Origin of the sequence: Alteromonas sp. KUL42 (genome assembly GCF_006538325.1) — a bacterium.
Classification (GTDB): domain Bacteria; phylum Pseudomonadota; class Gammaproteobacteria; order Enterobacterales; family Alteromonadaceae; genus Alteromonas.
In genome coordinates, this window is record NZ_BJKK01000001.1 from 166970 (window position 1) to 193558 (window position 26589).

Annotated in this window: 25 protein-coding genes; 14 read left to right on the plus strand and 11 right to left on the minus strand. The window is 43.2% G+C overall.

Going from position 1 to position 26589, the window contains the following annotated elements:
• Positions 1–26 precede the first annotated feature (26 nt).
• Positions 27–725 carry a YggS family pyridoxal phosphate-dependent enzyme gene (locus tag EYR97_RS00715; protein ID WP_131091934.1) on the minus strand — a complete coding sequence of 233 codons (699 nt, stop codon included), beginning with the start codon at positions 723–725 and terminating at the stop codon, positions 27–29.
• Positions 726–752: 27 nt separating this feature from the next.
• Between EYR97_RS00715 and EYR97_RS00720 the strand changes: the two genes are divergently transcribed.
• From EYR97_RS00720 to EYR97_RS00730, 3 genes are read left to right on the plus strand one after another with little or no spacing between them, the layout of a single operon-like run.
• Entirely contained in the window at positions 753–1796 is a 1044-nt protein-coding gene (locus EYR97_RS00720) for a type IV pilus twitching motility protein PilT (protein ID WP_131091935.1), read from the plus strand.
• Between the two features lie 5 nt (positions 1797–1801).
• Positions 1802–2917: a PilT/PilU family type 4a pilus ATPase gene (locus EYR97_RS00725; protein WP_165477964.1), complete on the plus strand. Its 1116-nt coding sequence runs from the start codon at positions 1802–1804 to the stop codon at positions 2915–2917.
• A 31-nt stretch (positions 2918–2948) separates the two neighbouring features.
• On the plus strand, positions 2949–3272 hold the full coding sequence (locus EYR97_RS00730) for a DUF2007 domain-containing protein (RefSeq protein ID WP_131091936.1): 324 nt from the start codon (positions 2949–2951) through the stop codon (positions 3270–3272).
• Between the two features lie 166 nt (positions 3273–3438).
• On the opposite strand, the gene ruvX is transcribed toward EYR97_RS00730, so the two are convergent.
• The 3 genes from ruvX to EYR97_RS00745 form a co-directional block, all read right to left on the minus strand.
• On the minus strand, positions 3439–3870 hold the full coding sequence (ruvX, locus tag EYR97_RS00735; protein WP_131091937.1) for a Holliday junction resolvase RuvX: 432 nt from the start codon (positions 3868–3870) through the stop codon (positions 3439–3441).
• Positions 3863–4429: a YqgE/AlgH family protein gene (locus EYR97_RS00740; RefSeq protein WP_131091938.1), complete on the minus strand. Its 567-nt coding sequence runs from the start codon at positions 4427–4429 to the stop codon at positions 3863–3865. Before EYR97_RS00740 ends, ruvX begins: the two co-directional genes overlap by 8 nt.
• Positions 4430–4656: 227 nt before the next feature.
• Positions 4657–5778: a linear amide C-N hydrolase gene (locus EYR97_RS00745; RefSeq protein WP_131091939.1), complete on the minus strand. Its 1122-nt coding sequence runs from the start codon at positions 5776–5778 to the stop codon at positions 4657–4659.
• Positions 5779–5861: 83 nt separating this feature from the next.
• On the opposite strand from EYR97_RS00745, the gene EYR97_RS00750 reads away from it, so the two are divergent.
• Positions 5862–6878 carry a GGDEF domain-containing protein gene (locus tag EYR97_RS00750; RefSeq protein WP_131091940.1) on the plus strand — a complete coding sequence of 339 codons (1017 nt, stop codon included), beginning with the start codon at positions 5862–5864 and terminating at the stop codon, positions 6876–6878.
• A gap of 82 nt (positions 6879–6960) precedes the next feature.
• Here the strand turns inward: EYR97_RS00750 and gshB are convergent, their stop codons facing one another.
• Complete coding sequence (gene gshB, locus EYR97_RS00755; protein ID WP_131091941.1) at positions 6961–7911, minus strand: glutathione synthase; 951 nt, start codon at positions 7909–7911, stop codon at positions 6961–6963.
• Between the two features lie 184 nt (positions 7912–8095).
• Positions 8096–8824 carry a 16S rRNA (uracil(1498)-N(3))-methyltransferase gene (locus tag EYR97_RS00760; protein WP_131091942.1) on the minus strand — a complete coding sequence of 243 codons (729 nt, stop codon included), beginning with the start codon at positions 8822–8824 and terminating at the stop codon, positions 8096–8098.
• 163 nt (positions 8825–8987) lie between these two features.
• Between EYR97_RS00760 and EYR97_RS00765 the strand changes: the two genes are divergently transcribed.
• Positions 8988–9830 (plus strand): mechanosensitive ion channel family protein, encoded by an 843-nt coding sequence (locus EYR97_RS00765; RefSeq protein ID WP_131091943.1) that lies wholly within the window; start codon positions 8988–8990, stop codon positions 9828–9830.
• Positions 9831–9938: 108 nt separating this feature from the next.
• Here the strand turns inward: EYR97_RS00765 and EYR97_RS00770 are convergent, their stop codons facing one another.
• Positions 9939–10739 carry a M48 family metallopeptidase gene (locus tag EYR97_RS00770; RefSeq protein ID WP_131091944.1) on the minus strand — a complete coding sequence of 267 codons (801 nt, stop codon included), beginning with the start codon at positions 10737–10739 and terminating at the stop codon, positions 9939–9941.
• A 161-nt stretch (positions 10740–10900) separates the two neighbouring features.
• Here EYR97_RS00770 and EYR97_RS00775 point away from each other — a divergent pair, with 161 nt between their 5' ends.
• The 5 genes from EYR97_RS00775 (at position 10901) to prsR (ending at position 18408) form a co-directional block, all read left to right on the plus strand.
• On the plus strand, positions 10901–11368 hold the full coding sequence (locus tag EYR97_RS00775; RefSeq protein WP_131091945.1) for a hypothetical protein: 468 nt from the start codon (positions 10901–10903) through the stop codon (positions 11366–11368).
• A 336-nt stretch (positions 11369–11704) separates the two neighbouring features.
• Positions 11705–13525: a choice-of-anchor I family protein gene (locus tag EYR97_RS00780; RefSeq protein WP_131091946.1), complete on the plus strand. Its 1821-nt coding sequence runs from the start codon at positions 11705–11707 to the stop codon at positions 13523–13525.
• Positions 13526–13782: 257 nt separating this feature from the next.
• Entirely contained in the window at positions 13783–14907 is a 1125-nt protein-coding gene (locus EYR97_RS00785) for a beta-ketoacyl-ACP synthase III (protein ID WP_131091947.1), read from the plus strand.
• Positions 14908–14966: 59 nt separating this feature from the next.
• Entirely contained in the window at positions 14967–17000 is a 2034-nt protein-coding gene (prsK, locus tag EYR97_RS00790) for an XrtA/PEP-CTERM system histidine kinase PrsK (RefSeq protein WP_131091948.1), read from the plus strand.
• A gap of 46 nt (positions 17001–17046) precedes the next feature.
• The gene (gene prsR, locus EYR97_RS00795) at positions 17047–18408 is read left to right on the plus strand and encodes a PEP-CTERM-box response regulator transcription factor (protein WP_131091949.1); all 1362 of its coding nucleotides are present in this window, start codon (positions 17047–17049) and stop codon (positions 18406–18408) included.
• 27 nt (positions 18409–18435) lie between these two features.
• Here the strand turns inward: prsR and EYR97_RS00800 are convergent, their stop codons facing one another.
• The 4 genes from EYR97_RS00800 to EYR97_RS00815 form a co-directional block, all read right to left on the minus strand.
• Entirely contained in the window at positions 18436–18753 is a 318-nt protein-coding gene (locus EYR97_RS00800; protein WP_131091950.1) for an ADP-ribosylglycohydrolase, read from the minus strand.
• 4 nt (positions 18754–18757) lie between these two features.
• Positions 18758–20917: a diguanylate cyclase gene (locus tag EYR97_RS00805; protein ID WP_242634828.1), complete on the minus strand. Its 2160-nt coding sequence runs from the start codon at positions 20915–20917 to the stop codon at positions 18758–18760.
• 170 nt (positions 20918–21087) lie between these two features.
• Positions 21088–21408, minus strand: a complete 321-nt coding sequence (locus tag EYR97_RS00810) for a replication protein RepA (protein ID WP_131091951.1) — start codon at positions 21406–21408, stop codon at positions 21088–21090.
• Positions 21368–22063 carry an AAA family ATPase gene (locus EYR97_RS00815; RefSeq protein ID WP_131091952.1) on the minus strand — a complete coding sequence of 232 codons (696 nt, stop codon included), beginning with the start codon at positions 22061–22063 and terminating at the stop codon, positions 21368–21370. The genes EYR97_RS00810 and EYR97_RS00815 overlap by 41 nt, the downstream gene beginning before the upstream one ends.
• A 305-nt stretch (positions 22064–22368) precedes the next feature.
• On the opposite strand from EYR97_RS00815, the gene EYR97_RS00820 reads away from it, so the two are divergent.
• The 4 genes from EYR97_RS00820 to EYR97_RS00835 all read left to right on the plus strand — a co-directional run bounded on the left by EYR97_RS00820 (position 22369) and on the right by EYR97_RS00835 (position 26586).
• Positions 22369–23112, plus strand: coding sequence for a glutathione peroxidase (locus EYR97_RS00820; RefSeq protein ID WP_131091953.1), 744 nt, complete (start codon positions 22369–22371; stop codon positions 23110–23112).
• A gap of 213 nt (positions 23113–23325) precedes the next feature.
• Positions 23326–24312 (plus strand): carboxylesterase, encoded by a 987-nt coding sequence (locus EYR97_RS00825; protein WP_242634859.1) that lies wholly within the window; start codon positions 23326–23328, stop codon positions 24310–24312.
• A gap of 84 nt (positions 24313–24396) precedes the next feature.
• Positions 24397–25044, plus strand: a complete 648-nt coding sequence (locus EYR97_RS00830) for a hypothetical protein (RefSeq protein WP_131091954.1) — start codon at positions 24397–24399, stop codon at positions 25042–25044.
• Between the two features lie 183 nt (positions 25045–25227).
• On the plus strand, positions 25228–26586 hold the full coding sequence (locus EYR97_RS00835) for a TolC family protein (RefSeq protein ID WP_131091955.1): 1359 nt from the start codon (positions 25228–25230) through the stop codon (positions 26584–26586).
• The last annotated feature ends 3 nt before the right edge of the window (positions 26587–26589 follow it).

The window sequence follows — 26589 nt, forward strand, 5'->3', positions numbered from 1 at the left end:
ACCCGCTTAAATACAAGGTAGCGACTTTACGCTTTTGGGTACTCTCGCTTACCAAATATGGCGGTTCCGATCCTCACCATCGTTGAGCCGCTTAAAATAGCGGCTTGCATATCACTGCTCATTCCTACGGATAGGGTATCAAAATTGGTCAAAGAATTGTGATAATGGTCGAATATTTCTTTGAGTTTACTCAAACTCATGTTTTGTTCATCTGCTGTTGGATCAGCTTTGGGAATTGCCATGAGGCCACGAAGTCTAAGATTTTCTTGGCTCTGAATAAAAGTGATAAGGTCGGCTAGTTCACTTGGTTTTACACCTGACTTGCTTTGTTCGTCATCGATATTTATTTGTACACACACGTTAAGCGGCGGCATATTGGCAGGGCGCTGATCATTTAAACGCTTCGCTGTTTTCTCGCGGTCAATTGACTGCACCCAGTCAAAATGTTCAGCCACAACTTTGGTTTTATTCGATTGAATAGGACCAATCATGTGCCATTCTATGTCGTTCAGATGCGCCAAAGCTTGTGCTTTTTCAACGCCTTCTTGCACGTAATTTTCACCAAACATACGTTGTCCCGCTTCATACGCTTCCATGATATCTGATACGGGTTTAGTTTTGCTAACCGCTAGTAATTTAATGGAATTTGGTGGACGATGTGCATTATTAGCGGCTTGGTCTATTCCTTTTCGTGCGGAATCTAGTCTTTCTGCTATTGTTTGCATTATTCACCTTGTTTTGGAGAAGTGGTTGTGGATATTACCGAACTTTTGGCCTTCAGTGTTAAGAATAACGCGTCGGATTTACACCTTTCGGCGGGCCTCCCACCTATAATTCGTGTTGACGGCGATATTCGAAAGCTAAATGTCCCTGCGCTCGATCACAAACAAGTGCATGCGCTCGTTTATGAAATTATGAACGATATGCAGCGTAAAGAGTACGAAGAAAACTTAGAAACCGATTTTTCTTTTGAGGTAAAAGGGCTTTCTCGTTTTCGTGTTAACGCCTTTGTTCAAAATCGCGGGGCGGCTGCAGTATTGCGTACCATCCCAAGTGATGTGCTTACTTTAGAAGATTTAGGTGCGCCAGAGATATTCAAAGAAATTATCAATCAGCCAACGGGAATTGTATTGGTTACTGGGGCTACTGGCTCGGGGAAAAGTACCACGCTAGCGGCTATGATTGACCACATCAATACACATAAACGAGAACACATTCTTACCATTGAAGATCCTATTGAATTTGTTCACGACAACAAGTTAAGCCTTATTAACCAACGTGAAGTGCATCGCGATACCCATTCATTTAATAACGCGCTACGCTCGGCGCTTCGTGAAGACCCTGACGTTATTCTCGTTGGTGAGCTTCGCGATTTAGAAACAATTCGCCTTGCGATCTCGGCAGCTGAAACAGGGCATTTAGTATTCGGTACACTGCACACTAACTCCGCTCCGAAAACCATTGACCGTATCATTGACGTTTTCCCTGCGGAAGAAAAGTCGATGGTGCGCTCAATGCTGTCTGAATCGTTGCGTGCGGTTATCTCACAAACACTGCTAAAAAAGGTTGGTGGAGGTCGAGTCGCTGCCCATGAAATCATGGTAGGTATTCCTGCTATCCGAAACCTGATTCGAGAAGACAAAGTGCCTCAAATGTATTCGGTTATACAAACTGGTCAGGCGTATGGTATGCAAACAATGGATCAGTGTTTGCAACGCTTAGTGGCGATGGGGGTGATTACGCGACAGGATGCCGCAGAGAAATCAGTTGATAAGCAATCGATGAGCAATTTTTAGGAGTGATGATGTTAGACACCTTGCTACAAAAAATGGTCGACTCCGGCGCCTCCGATTTATTTGTCACAGCAGGCTTTCCCGTTAGTGCGAAAATCAACGGTAAGCTTACGCCTATAACCAGTGAAGTGGCATCTGAAGAGGCGTCACTGGCATTGGTGCACGAAGCCATGACAGACAAACAGAAAGATGAATTTCACACATCAAAAGAGTGTAATTTCGCCATTGTGAGAGAGGGAATTGGGCGCTTTCGTTGCTCTGCATTTTGGCAACGCGATCAAGCTGGTATGGTGGTGCGTCGCATTGTAACGCAAATACCCAAAGCAGAAGAGTTGGGGTTACCCGAGGTGCTAAAAGACATTATCATGTCTAAACGCGGTTTAGTGTTGTTTGTTGGGGGCACAGGTACGGGTAAATCAACGTCACTTGCTGCGTTAATTGGGCACAGAAATGCTAACTCTCACGGTCATATTCTTACCATAGAAGACCCCATTGAATTTGTTCATGAACACAATAATTGTGTAGTCACCCAACGCGAGGTTGGTATTGACACTCAGTCTTTTGATGACGCGCTCAAGAGCTCGCTACGACAAGCACCTGATGTCATCTTAATTGGTGAAATTCGTTCTATGGAAACCATGGAATACGCCATGTCGTTTGCCGATACGGGGCACTTGTGTGTGGCAACACTTCACGCTAACAATGCTAATCAGGCCATAGAGCGAATCATGCATTTGGCGCCAAAAGATCAGCATGACAAGCTGCGTTTTGATTTGAGCTTGAACATACGCGCTATCGTCGCGCAACAGCTGGTACCTACACCCGACGGTAAAGGGCGCGTAGCTGCCATTGAAATTCTATTAAACTCGCCATTAATACGCGATCTCATTCAGCGCAATGAGATTGGCAGCCTAAAAGAAGCCATGAAAAAAGGCAAAGAGCAAGGGATGCAAAGCTTTGACATGGCACTTTACGACTTGTACAAAGCGGGCAAGATAGATATGGAGCAAGCCCTACATCACGCTGATTCACCCAATGATTTGCGTTTGATGATAAAACTGGATACCAGCGATGGTTCGAGCTTAGGTACACTATCAAATGTATCAATTGATATGGACGACTAGCACGCTCTGATAAGAATGAGGCACCGGCATTGTGAAGAAGCTTTTCTCTTCCCTTGATAGATTTGAAATACAAGCAGTGCGAAGCGAGCTGGACGCTCTGTCTATTCCTTACTTGGTTAAAAACGAATATGCGGGCGGTGCTGTTGGAGAGCTCCCTTGGCAAGACGCACAGCAAGAATTGTGGTTAATTGACGATACTTGGTATCAGCGTGCCTCCGCAATAGTGTCCTCTTTGGTTGCTCGAATGACGCAATCCTCAGAAGGCGCTAACAACGATTGGGTTTGTGCTTTTTGCGCCGAAGAAAATGGTGCGGCGTTTGACCATTGTTGGCATTGTCAGACGCTTCGCCCGTAAAATCCAAGCTGTTTACGTCCTAGCTTCTAAAGTTCTAGCGTACAACGGCTTAGTTTATAAATGCCTAGTATAAAAACGCTAATCCTAGCAAGTTGTCAGCAACAAAGTTTGCGCTCGCATAGTAAACAACGATAAAAAGTGATGTTGCTATTTTCTATCGGTTGTTTTAATCAAACTGGTTTTCAAACCAACTTGTGAAAATAACACATGCAGACACGCTATCTACTTTGTCTTTGGTGAGTTTCTTATAACCACCTAACTCAAATAACATGGACTTGGCATCCGTGGTTGTGAGTCTCTCATCACAGGTTTCTACGGGAATGCGAAATCGTCCATGGAGTCGGTTAGCAAACTTTCGCGCACGTTGCGTCATTTCTTGCTCGGTGCCGTCCATGTTTAGGGGCAAACCTACAACAACAGCTTGCGGCTGCCATTCGGCGTATAGTTTCTCAATAAGTGTCCAGTCAGGAATGCCATCTCGGGCCTTTAACGCGGGTAGGGGAGAAGCGGTCCCTGTAATTTCTTGTCCTACCGCGACACCAATACTTTTTGTACCAAAATCAAACGCAAGTACAGTGCGACTGCCAATATCAGGCATGACCGGCTCCTGGGGCGAGTTGCCACACATCTACACCCAATTTGTTTACAGTGGCCTGCCATTTTTTATGTATGGGCGTATGAAAAAGTATTTCTTCGTCAGCTTCGATGGTCAACCATGCATTTTCTTGCATTTCAATTTCTAGTTGGCCAGCAGTCCATCCTGCATAGCCAAGTGCTATTAACACGTCTTTAGGTCCTTCATTGTTTCCAATTGCAGTTAAAATATCCTTCGATGTGGTGACCATTACATTGGGAGCAAGTTGCAGGCTAGAAGTCCAGCGTTTCTGATCGCAATGCAATACAAAGCCGCGCTCTTTGCTTACAGGGCCGCCAGCCAGTACGATTTGTTCGGCTTTGTCTTCAGACACATTGAGTGAGCTATCTACTTGTTCAAGCAGTTGTTTCACGTTCATTGTGGAAGGCTGATTGACTACGATACCCATTGCACCTTCACTGTTATGCGCACAAATATAAATGAGAGAACGAGAAAAGTATGGGTCTTCTAAATCAGGCATTGCGACTAAAAAATGGTTTTGTAAGCTTTTTATTTCTGTCATTTTCTATGTTTACTTTACTAAGCTGTAACCGGAATATCCCGATTAAGAACTATTTGTCTTTTTATTCGAGCGTTTTGAATTCTGGGTATAACGTCGGAAGTTATGATTGTTTATAGATTTAAAGATATTAACGGTAATTATACCCCAAATTGTAAACCGAGCAGAGGTTAACAGATGCTTTTCTGAATTTTCTAACTACATTGTTGCATTCGCCTTGAGCAATAGTGTTAATTTCTGTGTTCAAATGGTGCCACATCGAAGTATTCAAGCTGTCCCGAAAGATCACCAATATATGCGACAAATTGGTCTTGGTCATATTTGTCTTTATTCATCACTTTAACTCTATATGTATTACGTGTGTTATTTCTTACCTCTAAATAGCCTCCACAACCGACTAATGTGTTAATGAAGTAATATTGTAAGTCATTCGTGCTCGCCAAGTTTGTCCAAATGGTGTACGCCCTATTTTCCAAAGGAATGTCATCAAATTTTTTCGAGTTAAACCCTAAATGCACAGCGACTTGGCCCATTAAGTTTCGTGTTTGAGCCGTTGCTAGAATAGCGGTTTCTTGAGCAACACTATACGTTAAATTGTAACTCGCTTGTTCGAACATTTGTGTAGAAGAATGTCCACCAGGTGCTGTTTGTATGGGGTGATTGTTATGCGCAGTCGATACCCCCCATTGAAATTGCCAATAATTATTTAGAATGAGTTGTGTAGCGTAGTCTGGTTGGTTGGTAACGACGCGATACTGTGCATCGCAATAAATAACGGGCTCACCATTAACGTATTCGACTATTGCACTATCTCCTGATGGGTCGGACAAGCACATATGAAAAAGTCCTTTTTTATTCGAAGCGTCAGGCATGCCCTGATCAACCAGTACGTACTTTGGGGACTGCAAAGCAATGATAGCTTCTGCCACAGTTGCAAATGAATCTAAAATGTATTGCGCCCACCTCAAAGTACTGAGCTGTTTATCTGAGTCTGATGGAGTACCAAATTCAGAATTGGTATCAGCCAATGCATTAACTGTTAAACCCGCCTCATTCATTCCGTCGGCGCAAGCATACTCAAATCCACGATAGGCAACTTTACTACTAATGCTTTTTTCTTGCTCTACATGCTCTCCATAAATAATAGTTGAAATACTGGCGTATGTAGATTGCCAAGTAAAAACTTGACTAGGTTCAAGCCCTTCGTTCTGGCAGTAACTATCGCTTAATCCTTGTTTTATTAGGTGTTTGGGTGTGGAATACAAAAAGGTATCGAAGCTCCACATCCAATTCATATTTCGGCCTGTCACCGGAAAGTCTGCAGCAGTTGAGTTAAAAATTCTACAGCACATGGCGTACTCCTTTAATTCACATGTATTGGTAAAAAAATGATGGTAACATCGCAACTTAGTAATTTGACTGATAAAAGTGGACGATGTCAGCAATTAAACCGGAAATAGATTTAGGCAATCATCAACTCAGAAACAGGGTTTTATTAACATTGAGTTTGGTGATATTCCTTTCCTGCTTAGCGACGGGTCTACAGAACTTATTTACTAATAAGGTCATCACACAATGGGTGGCTGTTTCGCAATTTATATTCTCCTCTTTTTTTGCTTATACCAGTGTTAGTTTGTTTCGAGGCAAGAAAAAATCTTGGTTCAACTGGGCCATTGTTTACACCTACATCGGCCTTATTTTGTTCGCGGTATGTACTTTTGGTATAGATAAAAGTGTAGTCATGTGGCTATATTCTGTGCCGGTAGTCAGCTATTTTATCTTGTCCCGTTTTCACGGCTTTTTCGTTTCTACATTGGTGCTCACAATAATTATTTGCATGCGAATTGATTACAACCTTTATGAAGCAGGTAAAGCGTGGAACAGTACTTTAATCAATCATATATTTCCCTATGTTGTAATAATAGCAATGGCCAACGTGTATGAAAAAGTGCGAATACAAAACGAATGGGAATTAAGTGAATATGCCCTTACTGACCCCTTAACTGGTTGCTATAACCGATTGGCACTGAAATCTATTTATTCCACTTTGAAAACAGCACATCAAAATACTTCACTACTTTTGATTGATATTGACTATTTCAAAAGAGTCAATGATTTATATGGTCATGAGGCAGGAGATAAGGTATTGAAAGCTCTGTCTACATTATTTGTTGAAGCGCTGAGTGAGAAGCAAGTGTTTCGTATAGGTGGTGAGGAGTTCTTACTTATATTAGATGGGGATGCTAGAGAGGCTAAAACGCAGGCTGAAACACTTCGTAGCAAAGTGCAGAATTTGAATTTTTGTTATGATGAAAAGCCAATTCACCTAACGTTTAGTGGTGGCTTTAAAAGGCTTGCTGTGGACGATGTGTTATCCGATACATTAAAAGAAGTAGACTTAGCCTTATATGACGCTAAATCAAAGGGAAGAAATCAAATTTCATATGTGTAAAGTAGCGAGCTATGCGTGTTGAGAGTCGCTTTAGCTCGCTAGTAGCAATTGATACTCGTTTATGCAAAACGTAATTCAAACGTTATTTTGTAAGACGCTTTTCGATGGCGTCAAACAGCGCACCCATAATACTAATATCATATGCCGCCTCTATTTCTCTTACACATGTTGGGCTAGTAATATTAATTTCAGTTATTTTACTGCCAATAACATCGAGCCCTACGAACAGGATGTTGTTTTCTTTTAACGTAGGTGCAATGGCTTCTGCTAATGCTCTATCAGACTCGGATATAGGTTGAGGGCGACCTGTACCACCTGCTGCTAGATTACCTCTGGTTTCCCCTTTCGTTGGCAGTCGTGCAAGACAATAAGGCATGACTTCACCGTCAACGATAAGCACGCGTTTGTCACCGTCTTTAATTTCAGGCAAGTATTCTTGAACCATCATATAACGCGTGCCTAATTGGGTTAATGTCTCAATAATGACGCCTAAGTTATTGCCGTCGGGCTTTACGCGGAAAATAGATGCGCCGCCCATACCGTCTAGCGGCTTACAGATAATATCTTGGTGTTTGGCGTGAAACGCGCGAATGATCGCTTGATTGTTAGATACTAAGGTGTCGGGAATATGCTCAGGAAAATAAGACGTAAAGAGCTTTTCGTTATAGTCACGGAGGGCTTGAGGATTGTTGACTACAAGTGCTCCCGCATCTTGTGCCAAAGAAAGAACTTGTGTTGCATACAGAAATTCGCTGTCAAAAGGTGGGTCTTTGCGCATAAGCAATACGTCAATGTCGCCTAAGTGCACCACGGATTCCTCTTCCAAGGTATAAAAGTCAGTTGCTTGGTCGCGTACTGAAACGGTTTTAGCTAACCCCATTGGTTTTCCATTGTCGAGATACAAATCTTTAAGCTCAAAATACACGACTTTTGCACCGCGGCGCTGGGCTTCAAGCATCATTGCGAAACTCGTATCTTTATGCGGTTTAATGTTCGCAATGGGGTCCATTACTACGCCAACGGTATATTGCATATATTTCTCTCTTTCGACAGTTGAATGACACTGTGCCGACAAGCACAGTATCAATTTATTTCCAATATTAGATGAGCATTTCACGTAGCTTTCTGCAAAGCTGAGTCGATGCTATCAACACTTCTAAATATGTTGGGGCAAGTACCTTTTCTTCAAGTTAGCGCTTAACCAATTTATACTTTTGTTAGAAATCACCATGCTGGGCTTGCAGGATACTCAAACTACTCAACGCCGCCGTTTCGGTTCTGAGAATTCGTGGGCCAAGGCTTACCGACTGATAACCGTTTTCGTTTGCTAGGTGTATCTCTGCTTCAGACAAACCACCTTCTGGGCCAATGAGTAATCTGTATCCATGGGTATTGTAGGGTTGTCTAACCAAACTCTGCTCAGCACCCGGAGCTAGTACTAAACGCGAGCTCACTGTTGAACTAGACAACCATTGGTTTAATGAAACCGGCGTGTTTAGCACGGGTAAGGTATTGCGGCCGCTTTGTTCGCAAGCACCAATGACAATTTTCTGCCACTGACTTAATTTCTTCTCCCAGCGCGATTCATCAAGCTTCACTGCACAGCGCTCGGTAATAACAGGTGTTATTTCACTGACACCGAGTTCCACACTTTTCTGTAAAACGATGTCCATCCGATCACCTTTGGAAACACCTTGGCCCAAATGCAAGTGTAATGGCGATTCTTTGGCAATGGATAAACAAGCATCCGCTTCTACGATTACTTTTTTACGTTGAACACTGATTATTTGTGCGCTGTACTCATTCCCATCGCCATTAAATAGTACTATTGGGTGATTGGGCTTTAAGCGCAGAACCGTGGCGATGTGGTGACCAGCCTCATCAGTAAGGGTGAATTCTTCTTCAAGTGGAATAGGGTTGGGGTAATAAATTCTAGGTATGCGCATCTTGCTTCACGTTTCGTCATGTTGAGTTCTATGATACTTGTCTGTGGAGAAGAGTTGCAAATATTGCGTGCTAAATTATTGGTCTCTGCCCGATTTGCTGATAACGTATCTAATGAGGAGTACCTCGCAGACTCATAACACCATCATCAACAAGGAATACAGTATGGAAGAGACACTTTCGCTTTTTTCTGCAAGCGACATTGAAAGGTATATTAATGACTATGCAATCCCATGGGCAATTAACATTGCAATGGCTATTGCTATTTATGTCATTGGTCGTCTAATTGTAGGCGGTTTGCTTTCCGTATTTAGAAAGATTATGGCCAAGTCTAAATACGACAATATGCTGGTTGACTTCCTAGAGTCTATCCTAAGCGCTATTTTAATGTTGTTTGTTATTGTGGCGTCACTAGATCAGCTTGGCGTTGACACTACATCCCTTGTCGCTATTTTAGGTGCAGCAGGTTTGGCTATTGGCTTGTCATTACAAGACTCGCTTAAAAATTTCGCTGCGGGCGTTATGCTTCTAGTCTTCAAACCGTTTAAAGCGGGCGATTTTGTTGAAGCGGCAGGTACTGCGGGTTCAATCGGCAAGATTGGCATTTTTACAACAACTATGAATACGCCTGATAACAAGGAAATCATAGTACCTAACGGTAAAATTTATAGCGACAACATCACAAATTACTCGGCACGAGATACGCGTCGCGTAGATATGGTTGTCGGTATTGGTTACGATGCTGATTTGCTAAAAGCAAAACGTATTCTTCAAGAGTTAGTGGCTGAAGATGAGCGTATTCTTCCTGATCCCGCTCCGAAAATTGCGGTTTCAGAGTTAGCTGATAGCAGTGTTAACTTTATTGTTCGACCTTGGGTAAATTCTGCAGATTTCTGGGGTGTTAAGTTTGATTTTACTGAGAAAGTGAAGCTGCGTTTCGACGAAGAAGGCATTTCTATTCCATTTCCTCAAATGGATGTTCATTTGCACAAAGTGGAAGGCGAATAGCCAGCTTTTGCTTTTCCATCACACAAAAAAACGCCGCATTGCGGCGTTTTTTGTGTACATTCCTTTTGGATTAGGCGTCTCTTACGCTTATTACTGTTGGCACTTCGTTTAGTCTTGGCATTTGGGGCGATGGGCTGTGAGTTGATAATCTGCTAACGCACTTTGCATATTCGCTTGTAAGTTGTCTATACGCGTTTGTGGTGCAGGGTGAGTAGACAGCAACTCCATGGGTCTATCCCCTCCGCTTGCCGCTTCCATATTTTGCCAAAGATTAACCGACTGCCTTGGATCAAACCCTGACTTTGCCATGAGTTGCAGGCCAATAACATCGGCTTCTGATTCGTGTGTTCGGCTAAAAGGTAATTGAACACCTACTTGTACACCTAATCCAATCGCAGCCATAATTGGGCCTGATTGTGGTACTTCGTTTGCAGATAATATCTGACCCACTGCCTGCGTGCCCACGTTGATCAAGGTTGATTGTGACATACGCTCATTACCGTGCTCAGCAATAACATGCCCTACCTCGTGACCGATTACGGCAGCTAGCTGATGTTGATTTTCAGCAACATTTAACAGCCCCGTATAAACGCCAATTTTACCACCGGGAAGTGCAAACGCGTTAACTTGTTCATCGTCAAAAACGACAACTTCCCATTGACCGTCAAAAACAGATACCGGTACATTTGCGGTAATTGCGTTGGCTACACATTCTACATAGGAATTTTGAACGGGCTTGTTGGATATTTTCAGTTCTTCTTTCATGCCTGTAAACGCTTGGTCGCCCATTTGAGCAAGTTGGCTCTCAGAATACAGTAATACTTGGTTGCGCCCCGTAGGTGATGTTGCGCAGGCGGTAAGCACGAGTATTGATGCAGCAACTGCAGAGGCAGTGAACTTCATTTTCATTTTTAATCCTTATTTTGCAATCCAAGTTACATTAATGGGTACCAACAAACATTCACGCATAATAGTACACCTAAATGTAGCTCAAACGATATAGCGTTAAGGTAGGGTTCATTTTTGATTGCGTATTGTGTCAGGGTCAATTTGCCTCTGGAATTAACTTTATGCACCTTCACCGCCACTTAACTAAATCTGTAAACCTTTTCACTCTATGTGTCATCTTGTTTGGTACAGCCGGTTGTACCTCAATGGGAGAACGGGCTGACAACGAACGAAATCAATTTGTAACCACTTTCTATGCCACCGTTGAAGATGTTACACCGATAAAGTTTGCTTCACATGCACAAGAAGCTGCGGCCATGGGGGCAGTTGAAGGGGCATTGTACAATTTCGGAGACGACGACATGTTCATGTCAGCGCTATTTGGCGCAGTGTTCAGTGGAATGGCTGTGTCATTAATAGAAGGAGACCTAAATGGTTTAGAAGTGGGGCTTCAAGCTGTGGACGGCGATTACGTTATTGTCACTACCGAAAACGATGACATAGTTGTTGGTGACTGCGTCTACGTTCGCGTAACTGAAAATGTGCACTTAACATCGGTGCCTGTTGATTATTGCGAAAGCGATTACTAACTTGTAGTTCATCGCGAAGGAACGAAAGCAATACACATGAATCGAGCTTTGTGAACAAGGCTGTATGATTTGTACCATATGAACCGAAATAAGTAGGCTCGTTAAATCTCAACTGAGCAGTATACTGTTTTCACTCAGTTTTTACGCTTTGCCTTCTTAATATTTGTGTCATAAACTGACTCTAACATAGACAGAGAAGTTAACATTTTCAGTTATCCTCGTTGTAATTTGTCACGCTTGTAATTGTTTGTGCTCTTACTCTTTTGAGCAGGAGAGAACGTTTGCGTCGAAAACATTCAGCGAGATGTACGGTATAAAACAAAAGGAAAGCCCATCATGGCAGTGCGTAATAAATTCAAGGTAGCGTTACTCGCGTTTCTCGTTTCAGCATCATTAACTGGTTGTGGTCTCGATGGTGACGACGGTGCACAAGGTGAAACGGGTGCTCAAGGCCCACAGGGAGAGCAAGGAGAGCCAGGCTCTGATGGAACAGACGGAGAAGACGGGTCTAATGGTAATGACGCCTCTATTGGTATTGCCATGGACGTGGTGGGCCGCGCGTTCTTAGGTAATCTTACAGCAGCTGAAATTGTGCAGTATCACGCTGAAACAAGTACTATTTACGCAACCAATGGCGAAACCAACTCTATCGCTGTTATCCCTGCGCAAAGCGTTTCTACGACGGTAATGACCGACCCAATCAATACCACAACGTTAACACCTACTTTTGTCAACTTACCTGCTGACATCAATGGTGTAACACTGGGTAGTTTAACCAGTATTGCAGTACGTGGTGACCTTATGGCCGTTGCGGTACCTGCTGACGTGAAAACGGACAACGGCTACATACTTTTTTACAACGGGTTAAACAGCTCAGCGCCAGCATTCCTCGATTCTGTAGAAGTAGGTGCACTTCCTGATATGGTTACTTTCACCCCTGACGGCGGTAAAGTCTTAGTGGCAAATGAAGGTGAACCATCAAGCGACTACACGGTTGACCCTGTTGGTTCGGTATCGGTAATTAACATTCTTGCCAATGGTGAACCAGAAGAAACAGGCACTACGGTGGGCTTCACTGGATTTAATGATCAGCAGGCAGCACTGGTTGCTCAGGGGATGATGTTTCCTAATCCATCTGGTCGTACAATCAATGGTGTAGAAATAGCCACCACAGTAGCGCAGGACTTAGAGCCAGAATATATCACTGCAACCAATGAACTTGCTTATGTGAGTTTGCAGGAAAATAATGGTTTAGCCATTGTTAATTTGGAAGATTTAACCGTTGATGTAGTGGGCCTAGGTACAAAATCATGGGCTGGTCTTAACATCGATGTTCAAGAAGATGGCGCGGTGAGTTTTGGTCAATATACAGGGCTATATGGCGTATATCAGCCTGACACCATTGCTAATTTCTCTTGGAAAGGCGCAACCTTCATTGTAACGGCGAACGAAGGTGATGCTCGTGAGTACTTCTTCGATGTTGCAGATGAAGCAGCTTGTACTGACGCAGGCGGCGTAGACTATGATGAAGATGATGGATGCTTAGCCTACACCGACGAAGTTAAACTTAAGAACCTAACTGCTGCAGCAAACTCTGAATTGGCTATGTTACAAGCCAATGGCGAAGCAGATGATTTACGTGTAACCACTGCGATGGGTGATGCAGATGGTGACGGTGAGTATGAAGCAGCATATACCTACGGTGCGCGTTCATTCACTATTTGGGATCAAAACGGATTAGTCGTTTTCGACTCAGGTGATGATTTTGAGCGCATTACAGCGTCTATTCACGGTGCGCAATTTAACAATGGTGATGATGAAAACGAAGGTGATTCACGCTCTGAAAATAAAGGTCCAGAGCCAGAAGCGCTAACGGTTGGACAAGTGGGCGATCGTACTTATGCGTTTATTGGTACCGAGCGAATGGGGGGTATCTTTGTTTACGATGTAACCAACCCATATGATGCAAAGTTTGTCGAATATGTTATCAACCGGAACTTAACTGAAGGGCTTGGTGCAACCGATATTATTGGTGACCTAGCGCCAGAGAGTTTGGTTTTTGTAAGTGCTGAAGATAGCCCAAGCGATGTTCCATTACTTCTTGTTGGAAGTGAAGTAAGTGGCACGGTGACTGTTTGGCAAATTAACCAGTTGTAAAACTATGTAGACAATGTTCTTTTGTTGTTGATTAAACCCGCGCTTGTCGCGGGTTTTTTTTGGGGGAAAGGTCAATAAGCAAAGTAAACCTCAATAGTTACAGATTGAAGCGATTGAGGTAAGCTATGATGCATAAACAGATAAGTTGGTTGAAAAGCGCCAACTCAGCGTTGGTACCCGTGCGCGTTATAACGTTTTACCTTAATGAAAAGTGCAGGTTGCCAGTGGTTTTACCAAATTTATATAAGAGAATGCATATGTCTCAACAAGTTGTAATTAGCGGTGTGGGTGTTTGGCATCCAAAAGAAAGCATTACCAATGAAGAGTTGGTGGAAAGCTACAATGCTTACGTAGATGCGTTTAATCACAAGCATGCAGATGAGATTGCCGCGGGCGATGTCACCGCTATGCCGTATTCAAGTGCAGAATTTATTGAAAAAGCATCGGGTATTAAACGCCGCTATATTTATCAAAAGGATGGTGCGTTAGACATCAACCGAATGAAGCCTAAAATTGCGCCTCGTGCTGATGAGGAATTATCACATCAGGCTGAAATAGCGGTTGAAGCAGCTAAATTGGCATTGGACGCTGCCAATGTATCTGCACAAGACGTCGATGCCGTTATCGTGTCATGTGCTTACACGCAGCGTGCTTATCCCGCTATTGCAATTGAAGTTCAAGAAGCATTGGGTATTGAAGGTTTTGGTTTTGATATGTTGGTGGCGTGCTCCGCTGCGACTTTTGGCATGCACCGTGCCTATGAGATGTTATGTGCAGGCAATGCTAAGCGGGTGTTAGTGATCAACCCTGAATTGGTTTCCCCACAAATTAACTACACAGACAGAGACAGCCATTTTATCTTTGGTGATGTGGCCACTGCTACAGTATTAGAATTGGCGGATACGGCCAAAGGTGAACACGTTTATGACGTGTTAAGCACCAAAGCCTTGACCAAGTTCTCAAGTAATATCCGTTCTAATTTCGGTTATATGACTCGCGCTGAAGATGTTGACCCTTACGGTCCAGATAAGCTATTTCATCAAGCAGGACGCAAAGTATTTAAAGAAGTGTGCCCGCTTGCAGCAGAACATATAGAGACGCATCTAGCGAGTCACGATATTGCACCAGAAGGTGTTAGGCGCTGGTGGCTTCATCAAGCCAATATCAACATGAATACATTAATTTGTAAGCGCTTGTTGGGGCGTGAAGCGTCTCAAGAAGAAGCGCCAATTGTACTTGATGAATATGCCAATACCGCTTCTGCTGGTTCTGTGATTGCTTTTGGATTAAATCACAAAGACTTAGTCTCAGGTGACGTGGGCGTACTTTGCTCCTTTGGTGCAGGTTACTCCATTGGTTCCTTGGTGATTAAAAAGCGCTAGGTGGTTCGTAGCGCTAAATGCGCCCCTGACAATAATGATAAAAAGGGTGAAGTAAAAGCATGATTTCAGATGTGGGTTATTTTCTCACGAGTCTTGCGCATTTAGCGTTATTGCTATTATTGTTTACGGTAAGAAAACCCGGTGTTGCTAAGCATCTGCTGGTACTTGCTACCGCAGCAACCGTTGTTTGGGCCACAAGTTTAATCTCATCTCTCTTTGGGCCCATATCCCTAAGCAGCTTGATCAGCAGCGATATCTTTAAACAACTTGCGTGGTTACTGTTCCTCGCAGGTTGTATTCAGACTGATTTTAAAAATTTCACCGACGTTATTAAGCGACCCGCCACGTTATTTATTATTTCACCGGCGATAATTTCATTGGTCGCGCCACTCTTACTTCCCATAAACCCTGCATGGAGCTTTCTAGCGCTTATTGTTTTGTCTTTGGAGGTGTTGGTATTACTTGAGGTGGTTTATCGGCAAGCTGGACGAGAGCAGTGGGCGTTTAAGCCTTTAATTATTTATCTTGGTGCAACGAATTTATTTGATTTTGTTACCTATGCTAACGCGACTATGGTTAGTCAAGTTGAAATTGGTTACATCGCCGCTAGAGGCTACATCTACTTCCTACTGATGCCATTGCTGGTGATCTCCATACGTCGTATTCACCATTGGGGAATCGACATATTTATTTCTCGTGATGTGGTGCTACACAGTTCTTTGTTGCTGGTAGCTGGTGGTTACTTATTTTTAATGGCGCTTGTAGGCTATGCAATTAACTATCTCGGTGGTAATTGGGGCGCGACGGTACAAATAATTCTTGTGGTCATGTCGTTTGCATTGTTGGCCACATTATTTCTTTCAAACGGGTTTCGCACTCGAATTAAAGTGTTTATAACGAAGCACTTCTTTGCTAATCAATTTGATTATCGCGAAGAGTGGGTCAAGCTAACCAAGTGGCTTACCCGAGCGGGAGATAGCGCTTCTGAGGTCTATCAAACAGGCTTAACCGGTTTGCTCAATGCCATTCAATATGAATCAGGATTGTTGTTTAAGATAAACAACGATGACATTGAATGTATTGCAAAAGCATCACCATTAAAGTCATTAGAGATTGGTGACTATCAAGATACTTTAAAAGCATTGATACACTATAGTGGTGAAAATGGCTGGATAATTGACACCGATGCATATCTTGTCAAACCGTTTGATTACGATGGCCTTAAACTAGACAGAAATGTGCTGAAATCCTGGGGATATCAATTGTTTGTACCACTTATTAAAGATGGTGAATGTTGGGGATTTGCACTGCTTGCCGCAGGTGACAAAGAGAAGCTAAGCCTAAATTGGGAAGTTAAAGACTATCTCATGGCAGTCTCTGAGCAAGTTGGTACCTATATGCAGCATCATGAAGCTGCGCAAGTTGTTGCTGAGAATGCTCAATTTGCGGCGTTTAGCCGAATGTCTGCTTTTGTATTACACGATTTAAAGAACGTATTAGCCCAAGTTAATCTTATTCTTGCGAATGCTCAGCAACATAAACACAACCCTGAGTTTATCGAGGACACATTTGAAACTTTAGAGCATACTAAGGCCAGAATGGAAAAGATGCTCAAGCAATTAACAGAAAAGAAAAGTGTGGATGATGGCGTCAATGCCGAATTGTTGTTATCTGAAATAGCTGACTACGTTGTCACAAAATTGTGCTCAGGGCTTCGTCCCACGCCTCAAGTCCATTTAGTGAGTGAGCAATCTGTCGTGGTTGATAAAGAAAAAGTGGTTAATGTGTTTTATCATCTTATCAGTAATGCACAGCAAGCTACTGACGATGATGGAAATGTTGATATAACCTTGTCTTTAGATGCAGAGTCGCACAATCAATTGATAATTATCGAAGATACAGGAACTGGCATGGACCGCACTTTTATCGAACAACGCTTATTTAAACCTTTTGATACGACCAAAGGGAATGCGGGCATGGGGATTGGTGCTTACGATGCTAAAACCTACATTGAATCGATAGGCGGCAAGTTGACAGTGCACAGTGAACCAGGCCGTGGTAGTTGTTTTACGCTGTTTTTTCCAATAGTTTGATAATACGATGCTGGGTACGGATGAAGTTTGAAATTAGGACGACAAAATGACAGATACGATTTTGGTAGTTGATGATGATTTAGGTATTCAAAAGCAATTGAAATGGAGCCTAACAGACTTCAACGTTGTTTTTGCTGATGATCATACGTCTGCTATTGCACAATTACGTCGATTTGAACCAAAAGTGGTAACACTGGATTTAGGGCTGCCTCCTGATCCTGCTAATGCATCCGAGGGGCTTCGCATTCTGCACGATATTATCTCTTTAGCTCCGCGGACTAAGGTTATCGTTGTAACTGGAAATAACGATAAGCAAAACGCCCTTAAGGCCATTGAGTTCGGTGCTTATGATTTTTATCAAAAGCCAATTGATTCAGATACCATAAAGCTATTGGTAAACCGCGCACTAAACCTTGCCAAACTTGAGCACGAAAACAGTATCTTAGCACGCACGCGCTCTGGCATGACTAGGATCGTGGGCAATAGTGAAGCAATTCAAAAAGTGGTGCGCAAGGCAGAGAAAATTGCCAGTACTGATATCAGTACGCTTTTATTAGGTGAAAGTGGCACGGGAAAAGAAGTCTTTGCCCGAAGTATTCATGAACACAGCCCGCGCAAAGACAAACCGTTTGTTGCTATTAACTGCGCATCCATTCCTGAAAATTTGTTAGAAAGTGAGCTTTTTGGCTATGAAAAAGGGGCGTTCACTGGAGCAAACAAAACCACACTGGGCAAAATTGAAACGGCACAAGGTGGCACATTATTTCTAGATGAAATTGGTGATATGCCTATTGGCCTTCAAGCTAAAATGTTGCGTTTCTTGCAAGAGCGGGTGATTGAGCGAGTGGGCGGACGAGCAGAAATTCCAGTAGACATTCGCGTCATTTGTGCAACCCACCGTGACTTACAGGGAATGGTTGCGCAAGAAACATTTCGCGAAGATTTGTATTATCGCGTGGGTGAAATGCCAATTATGATCCCACCACTTAGAGATCGGGACCAAGACATTATTTTGCTCGCACGTACGTTTCTTAATATTTATCGTGAAGAATTCAAAGCCAAAGCAAAGAGTTTTTCTGAGTCAGCGGTTAATGCCATGTTGGCGCATAAATGGCCTGGAAATATTCGAGAGATGCAAAATAAGCTCAAATCAGCAGTGATCATGGCCGAAGGTACGGTTATTCAACCCGATGATTTAGGGCTAATGCCAGTGAGTTCGGAAGATGAACCCGAAACGTTGAATTTACGTGAAGTCAGAGAAATTGCGGAAAGCCGTGCAATTCGTCGCGCTTACCAAAAAGCTGAAAAGAATATGTCGAGAACGGCAGAAATGCTTGGTGTTACTCGTCCAACACTGTATTCGCTCATTGACAAATATCATATGGAAGATATTAAAAGTAGCGATTAGTACTCGTTCTAGTGCCGTATTGTCTCTTTACACTACAAATTGGCAATGCGGCTCTGAAAGTGCGTCGTGACCGTTAAAAAATACATCGACAATAACCTTCTTTGCGGAGGTTTCAACAAACATCAAATGCCCGCATATATTGCACATATGATGGGTCTCGCCATTCGGTACATGCAACTTTGCAAGTGCTGAGGGGGCGCAATCGATTACCAACACCTCTTTATTGACTTCCAGTCTAAGTGATTGATTATCGCTATTGGCTATACGCTCATTATCTGCGTCTAATTCATCAATGTGATCAATTTCAAACTGAATGGCTTGGCAATGACAATGACCTTTGTACATACTGCTACTCCTCATGAATTTCGGGCCATTTAATAGATGCAACGTTATTAAACGACGTTGCAATTCTAGACCCAGGAAATTTGAACTTTGCATCAAGTGGTGTTTGATGAACGCTGATTTCGTCATGAATTTCTATCACGCCCACCCAGCCATTTCTTCCTGACAGCTTAGTGGCATAAAGCGCATAGTCGATGACTTCAAATGTTTGTTCCCAAAGCACTTCGAAATCTTCCATGTGGTTTGGGGGCAACAATGAAAAACCAATGCTACATGTGATATAAATAGGTGAAGTAAGACCTATATCAAATGGCGTACTGGCAACCATTTCTCGGCAGCGTTCAGCGAGTTTGGGTAAATCTTCTCGGTTTGACTGTCGACATACCACAAGAAACTCTTCACCGCCCCATCGGATAATCAGGTCGGTTTGTCTAAAGGCATCTTTTAATACTTTTGCGAAGCCAGAAAGCACTTCATCTCCTGCAATGTGACCATAATCGTCATTGATGCGTTTGAAAAAATCAATGTCGATAAGCAAGCAAAGGAGATCAGAGTTGCTTTTTTTGTCGTTGCAATCTTGCTTAGCCGCAAACTGACTACGTCTCAATTCGCCAGGTAGGTGCGACTCTAAATAATGTCGATTATAAAGCCCAGTAAGACGGTCCCGTAAGCTAACTTCTTCAAGTACACTATAAGCCTGCTTAAGTTCATCATTTTTTTGTTGTAGGGCCAGGGTTTGCTGTTTGACTTCTCGTGCGAGTAAAACCGTTTGCTGCCGTTGTCGGTATCGACTCCAAATTAAAAACAGTGAAAGAATACCCGCTAAGGTTAGGCTCCAAAACAAGGTAGTACTTAAGTTTTCACGTTCAGCTTGTGCTAAAGCAAGTTGCTTGGACTCTTTTAATTGTTCAAATGCAGTGGATTGACGTACAAGCTCAATTTCAGCTTGTAGGCCTTCAATAGCCGACATGTTGTGAGAGTTGAGCAGTAACGCTCGAAGTTGTTGTATTACAGCTTGAATATCTAGTGCTTTTTTGAACTCGTTAAGTGAAACATAGGCGCTAAATTGCAATGAGAGAAAAGTAAGCTGTGACCTAATATCTTTGTCCTTTCTCGCATCGGCAGTCCCCTCGCGGGCGTAAACCAGCGCTTGCTCAAAATTATTCTCGTTTAATAGTGCTTGTGCTAGTGCCAAGCGAGCCTGTTTGATTAAAACAGCATGTGCGGACGACTGTGCAAAGGCCATGGCTTCTTGAATTAATGCAAACCCTTTTGAAGAATTGCCCATTGCAATAAAGGTTTCACCAAGCGCAATTTGTGCTTCAGCCACGCCCTTTTTGTTGTCAGCAGCAAGGAGCAAGTTTAAACCTTCGCTGATAGTCGCAACGGCATTATCAAAGAACCCTTCTTCCTTTTGGGCATTGCCAATACGGATTTTTATAGTACCTATTAAGATACTATTACTGTCTTCTGTACTTAGTAGTGTTAACGCGTCTTCATAGTAAGTTCGCGACAAAGCCGTTTCATTAAGTAAGTGGTAAGTGTCAGCGATATGAACTAACGTTTCACTCGTTTGTTGTGTGTCTCGAGTTACCCTGAAAAAACCTAATGCATCTTTAAAAGGCGTAAGTGCACTTTCCACATCGCCTTGCATATGGTGGATAATCCCAATTTCTAGATTCAGCTTGGCCTTTAATTCCTCATTGCGCTCTAAATGCGCTAGTGACATTGCCCGTTGTGCATACGCCATGGCCGCAGTGTAGTTTGCAAGATGACGCTCAACACTGGCTAGACTTAGCAGAGTTAGCGACATTTTTTCAAGATTTGCGTGCGCTGTGTATTGCTCTAGTGTTGCCGCAAGCATTGATTTTGCGACGGTAAAGCGGGATGCTTTTTTAAGTGTTTTGCCTAAACCAAGCAATTCATCAGCAGGGTAGTTTTGTTGTTGGAGCGCGCGTTCAAGAAGTAACATGGCGCTTTTTTCGGCGCGTTCAAATTGTCGGCTAGACAGTAGTGATTTGATGGACGCAATGTCATCATCCACAACGCGCTGAGCATAGGCCCAAGTCGACATCAAGCTTAAGAAGCAAAATAGGAAACTAATAAGCGCAAACGTTGCTCTTCTTCCTTTGTGGCCCATCAATGCCTGTTTCCTCCACGCTGTCATGTTCATCACTACTAACGTTCACACCTGTGCGCTGCTGATGCATCTTATCGCTCGCACTATGGGCTTGTTAAGAGGAATACGATGAAGAAGGGTATACGGGATTAGACTAAAGTATAGATATGGCGTGTATACTAGATAAACAGGCACTAGACACGCCATATGAGCAAGCATTACTGGGTGTTTTGCTGGATCCACTCGCGAATTAATGCAGACTTCGCTTTACCTTGTTGTTTTGAAAGCTGCGTAAGCTTCAAAATACACTCTGGGGTGAGCGTGAAGGTTGCATGGCGCATAGCGCTACCTTTTTGCACTTTATGCAAGCGAACAACCCTATTGTCACTGCTTTTACTCGAGGTATCTTTGTGGCTACCCCTTACCGGTTTAGTGTCTATGCCTTGTGCATAATGCAGTGCATCTTCAATAAAGTCATCGACCGAGCGCAGTGTGGGCTTAGTTAACGGCTGCGATTTTCTGAGGCTGAGTAAACTCATGAGCATCCTCCTCTTTGGCAGCCAAGAGCTCTTCAAACAAGCTTCTTATTTCAATAGCTGCTTTACCTTCGGGTTCGCTTTCAATAACTGATTTTCCGCATTCTTCGGAATCGTCATACATGTTGCGACTGAACGTGACCGAGTTGAGGACTGGAATACCAAATGAACGACAAACCTCTTTAGCTTCTAATATCCTGCTTGCCAGACTAGGTAGAGAGGGGCATTGGGTAATGACAAATGCCGCATTCATCTTGGGATTAACCATCTTACATGTGGACAAGATATCTTCCATGTGCGGGACCGTCTTCAAATCGCGGCGCTTCGGACGCAAAGGAATAAGAATATGATCAGCAACAGCCATTGATGAGCGCAGTGCTAAGTTATCCTGACCACCACAGTCAATCACCACATAATCGTAGTATTGACGCAAATTGAGAAGTTCATTGCGTATCTTTCCATATAACTGTACACAGTTGATTTCAGCGAGTCGAGGGTCTGCCTTGCGTTCTTGGATCCAGTCAGAAGTCGTTCGTTGAGGATCACAGTCAACCATCAGGACGTTAGCTCCTTTTTCTGTGCGTAGATAAACGGCTATGTTCTGTGCCAGACAGCTTTTACCGCTGCCACCTTTTTCACCACCAACCAGAATAATCATGGCGTAAACCCTCAAGCGTTACTTTTCAATTTTGACCTACTGATGTATATCTTCACACAATACAGCATTTGCCTATTGCAAAAATGATAGGTAGAGCTGTTGAAACATTCAGCATCAAAATCAATATTAACGAATGTCATATAATACCTATTGATTTGTTAAGAGACACAAATTAGGCTCGTAATCAGCAGTAGTTCATGTACTGAGCTTTTCACCTATTTTTTGCTTATCGATTTGCAAAACAACAAGTAAAGTTATCATGTGGTCATTAACGACGTTAACAAATAACCGAGGAAGAATTTGCTATGTCTGAAAGTCGCTTTACATCTAAAGAAGGTCAAAAAGTCCCAAGTGTGTCGTTTCCTTGTCGAGATGGCGAAGCATGGGTTACCAAAACCAGTGACGAAATTTTCTCTGGTAGAAATGTTGTTGTATTTTCACTACCAGGTGCGTTCACGCCAACATGCTCTTCAACGCATTTACCTCGTTACAATGCGTTGGCGAAGAAATTTGCCAAGCATGGAATTGATGAAATCGTGTGTATCTCGGTGAACGATACCTTTGTGATGAATGCTTGGGCTGCGGATCAAGAAGCCAGCAATATTACCCTTATTCCCGACGGAAACGGTGACTTTACTGACGGAATGGGAATGCTAGTAGATAAAGCTGATTTAGGTTTTGGCAAGCGCAGCTGGCGTTACTCAATGTTGGTGAAAGACGGTGTCGTAGACAAAATGTTCATTGAACCAGATGTACCTGGAGACCCATTTGAAGTCTCTGATGCCGATACCATGCTTGCCTACATTGCGCCGGAAGAAGAGCCTAATGCCCCAGTAGCCATTATCACTAAACCAGGGTGTCCATATTGTTCAAAAGCAAAGGCTTTGCTTGAAGACAAAGGCTTTGAATATGAAGAAATTGTACTTGGCAAAGACGCATCACTCACAAGTTTAACGGCAATTAGCGGGCGCGAAACGGTTCCTCAAGTGTTTATCGGGGGTAAACATATTGGTGGGTCTGATGACTTAGCGGCATATTTTGGCGAGTAAAAAGTAAGTTCTATTCAAATAGAAAAACTGCCTCTAGAGCGTGTTGACCTTTGCGGTACGTTTTTGCAGCAAAGGCCAACATGCTCTATTTTATGGTATTTAGCGGGAGCATGTTATTATGCTTCCGCTTTTTTGTGCCCATTCTTTTATCGGAGAATCATAGTGTCGTCTAACGTTGTTTTTAGTTGGCTTCTTCTGCTTAGTTTTGCTTTCTTGCCTCAATATTCCGCTGCAAATACGACATCGTCGAAAGAAGCTGATGTAACATTTAAAGCGCTTTACCACGCACAGTGGGGCTCAACTCAACCTTGCCGCGAAACGGCACTAAACAAAGTAAGTGTATGTAGTAATGCATTGCGCAATGAAGGGAATGCGCCATTTATTCTGCATCATCCCTCAAGCACCAAAGTGGCGGTATTGATCCACGGGTTAAGCGATTCGCCTTTTTTTATGAGGGAAATAGCGAACACCTTATTTGAAGAAGGTTATTCCGTGATTGTGCCTTTGCTTCCTGGGCACGGCAAACGCGAGGCCGACGATGATATGTCTGATTGGGACATCGCTGAACGTTGGCAGTCTCATGTTGATGATGTGTTAGCGCTAGCTGATGAAATGGGCGACACATTGATTGTGGGTGGGTTTTCAACAGGTGGAGCGCTGGCGGTTGAACATTACCTTGGTGGGGACGAAAATATTGATGGCCTGATGCTTTTTTCAGGTGCTTTAGCGCTTTCTGACAATGCTGAAGGTATGTCGAGAATTTGGGGGATAAAGCTGTTAGCCCAGATTATTGATGGCACATATGAAACCCATGGGCCTAATCCTTATAAGTACCCCAATGTTGCCGGTTTTGCCGGTTTGGAATTAATGGATCTCATCAATACTATTCGCGACAAGCTAGAGGAAGGCGCGCAAATTGATGTTCCACTATTCGTTGCTCACTCTCAGGCTGATGCGACTACGCCTATTCACGGTGTGGAGCGCTTAATACAGAGCAGTAAGGGCCCTAATACGTTTTTTGTAATTGATGAATCTTACGCCTTATGTCACGCCGACCTGGTCGTGAGCCCACAGTTGCTACAGGCGATGCAGTTCAATGCATCTATGGTAAATCAACAAGAAATGTGTGCAGTGCCTAAAGCCAATCCGCTTTTCTCGACCATGGACTTCATGCTTCGCGAATACGCCAAGCAGTTCTAGCGCTAATAAGTTATTCGTCGCCGATAACATACTTGTGATGTGCTGTGTATTTACTCATTGCTGACATAACGCTATGCTACAACCATGAATAAAGGTAGCACGCACGTAAATACAGCGAAGTTCGCTCAATATCAAGGTAAACCCTCCCGAGGGTTTACTGCGTTAGCGTTTCTTGTTATTTCTTGTTTATTTTTTGCAACCTTAGTTCAGGGCGTGTCGCAGGGTAATGTGATGTCACTTGTTCACGCTCATGGCATGCAAAACGATGTATCACTAATGCATGCAAACTCAGTTGATTCTGACGTTAAACCTGATATGACCAGCACAGCGGATCTCGCAGATCATTCTACAATGCAACATGCTGTGCAAGGCGCACAATCTGCACATTGCCAACACAATAGTTATGTCGGCAATGAGTCAGAAGGTAATGCGTCGATGTCTGAACACGAAGGAATTCATCAGGAATTAAGCAGCCAGGCTGTTAATCACAAAAGTCATCAGGCAAGCAATCAGGAGAACAGCCAGCTAGCATGCCAAATGGACTGCTGTGAAGGCGAATGCCAATGTACTTTTGAACATTGCTTTAATTCCACTGGGTTGGCACTTATCCAGCCCGCAATAACGTCAACTGTTGTCATTGCTCGCACTATGGCAGTGGGTCAACGTTATGGCGAACTCTCACATCCTCTCTCAGGCCAATTTCGTCCACCGAAAGCGCTTTTCACAGCCTAGATCTATCTAACATTTGTTGATGGAGTATCGGCAAAGCAGTGCCTTAACTAAGTCATCTGTTTCTGTTCACAATACAGTTATTGTCCGGTGAACCAACTGCCTAGCCTTACTTATCAACGTTTCTAATTTTGTTTCAGTAGCGGTCAATTCGTTATAGAAAACCAAATACAAAGTAAATTTGAAATGGCAATTAATACTATTCATTACAGAGCGTTATTGTGTTTTCGTAAGTCGCAGAAGCGTGTTGTTACACTTCTTATGGTATGTGTTTTTCACTCTCCTCTTTATGCAAATGAGATTTCGCTATATCAAGCGCAACAATTCGCTATCTCACAAGATCCTTTTCTAAAGGGAAATAGTTTTCGAGAAGAGGCATTGTCGAATGAGGAAAAAGCCGCGGCTTATTGGGCTAACCCACAGCTTTCTTCGACAATACAAAACCTACCAACGGATGGCTTCTCACTAAATCAAGAGCCCATGACGCAAGTGAAAGTGGGTATAAAGCAACAGTTACCAAGAGGGAATGTTAATACCCTAAGCCAGCAGAAAACCGCTTTTATGGCGCGTAAACTTAAGACGGAAAGTGATGCGCGCAAAGCGCTGTTAAATCGCGATGTGGCATTTGCTTGGTTAGATTGGTACCTAGCCAGTCAGCGAATTGCGCTATTGAGCAAAGAGAAGTCACTACTTACACAACTTCTTGATGTTACTGAGTCGCGCTATAGCAGCGTGGTTGGAAGTGCTCAACAAGACGATATTTTACAAGTGCGTCTGGCCTTAATGACACTGCAAGATAAATACACACAGGCGTTGCAAAAAGAGCTCGAAGCCAAAGCAGCGCTATCAAAATGGTATGGCGCTCCACTTGACGACACAGCAACGCCATCATCATTTAATGCGGATATGATTTTTACAAGTTATCACATTGATGCTCATGGGTTTATTGCACAGATAGACAAGCTCGACCCCTTTGACGCCTTACAGAATCATCCGCTGGCAGAAGGGTTACAATTGCAAACACAAGCTGAAACCAAACAACTGGATATTGCTCGCGAGCAAACCAAATCACAGTGGAGCGTTGAAGCAAGTTATGGCTATCGCCAAGACGCGCAAAATGGAATGAGCAGAGCTGATTTTGTTTCAGTGGGAGTGCAGGTGGACTTGCCCTTTTTTACTCGTGGAAAGCAAACTGCTTCTATTTCAGCGGCTGCCGCTAAAGTGAATGCCTCAAAAACAGATTTTCGTTTAAAGGTAAATGAGTTAGCCGCTCAAGCTGAAATACTCACTGAACGTCTATTTTTTCTCAACGAGCGCAAAGCACTGTATGAGCATGGCTTGGTCAGTGAAGTTGCGCAGTTAGCGCAAACACTGTTGACATCCTATACCGCTGACACGGCCAATTTCAGTGACGTCGTTAATGCGAATATACGTCAGATTCAAGTTCAAGACGAACTGCTGCGCATGCAAGTCGATGAAGCGAGGACCCTCGCATCTCTCGCATACTTGTATTTACCCGCTTTAACTTCAACGTCGCACCAATAGAGG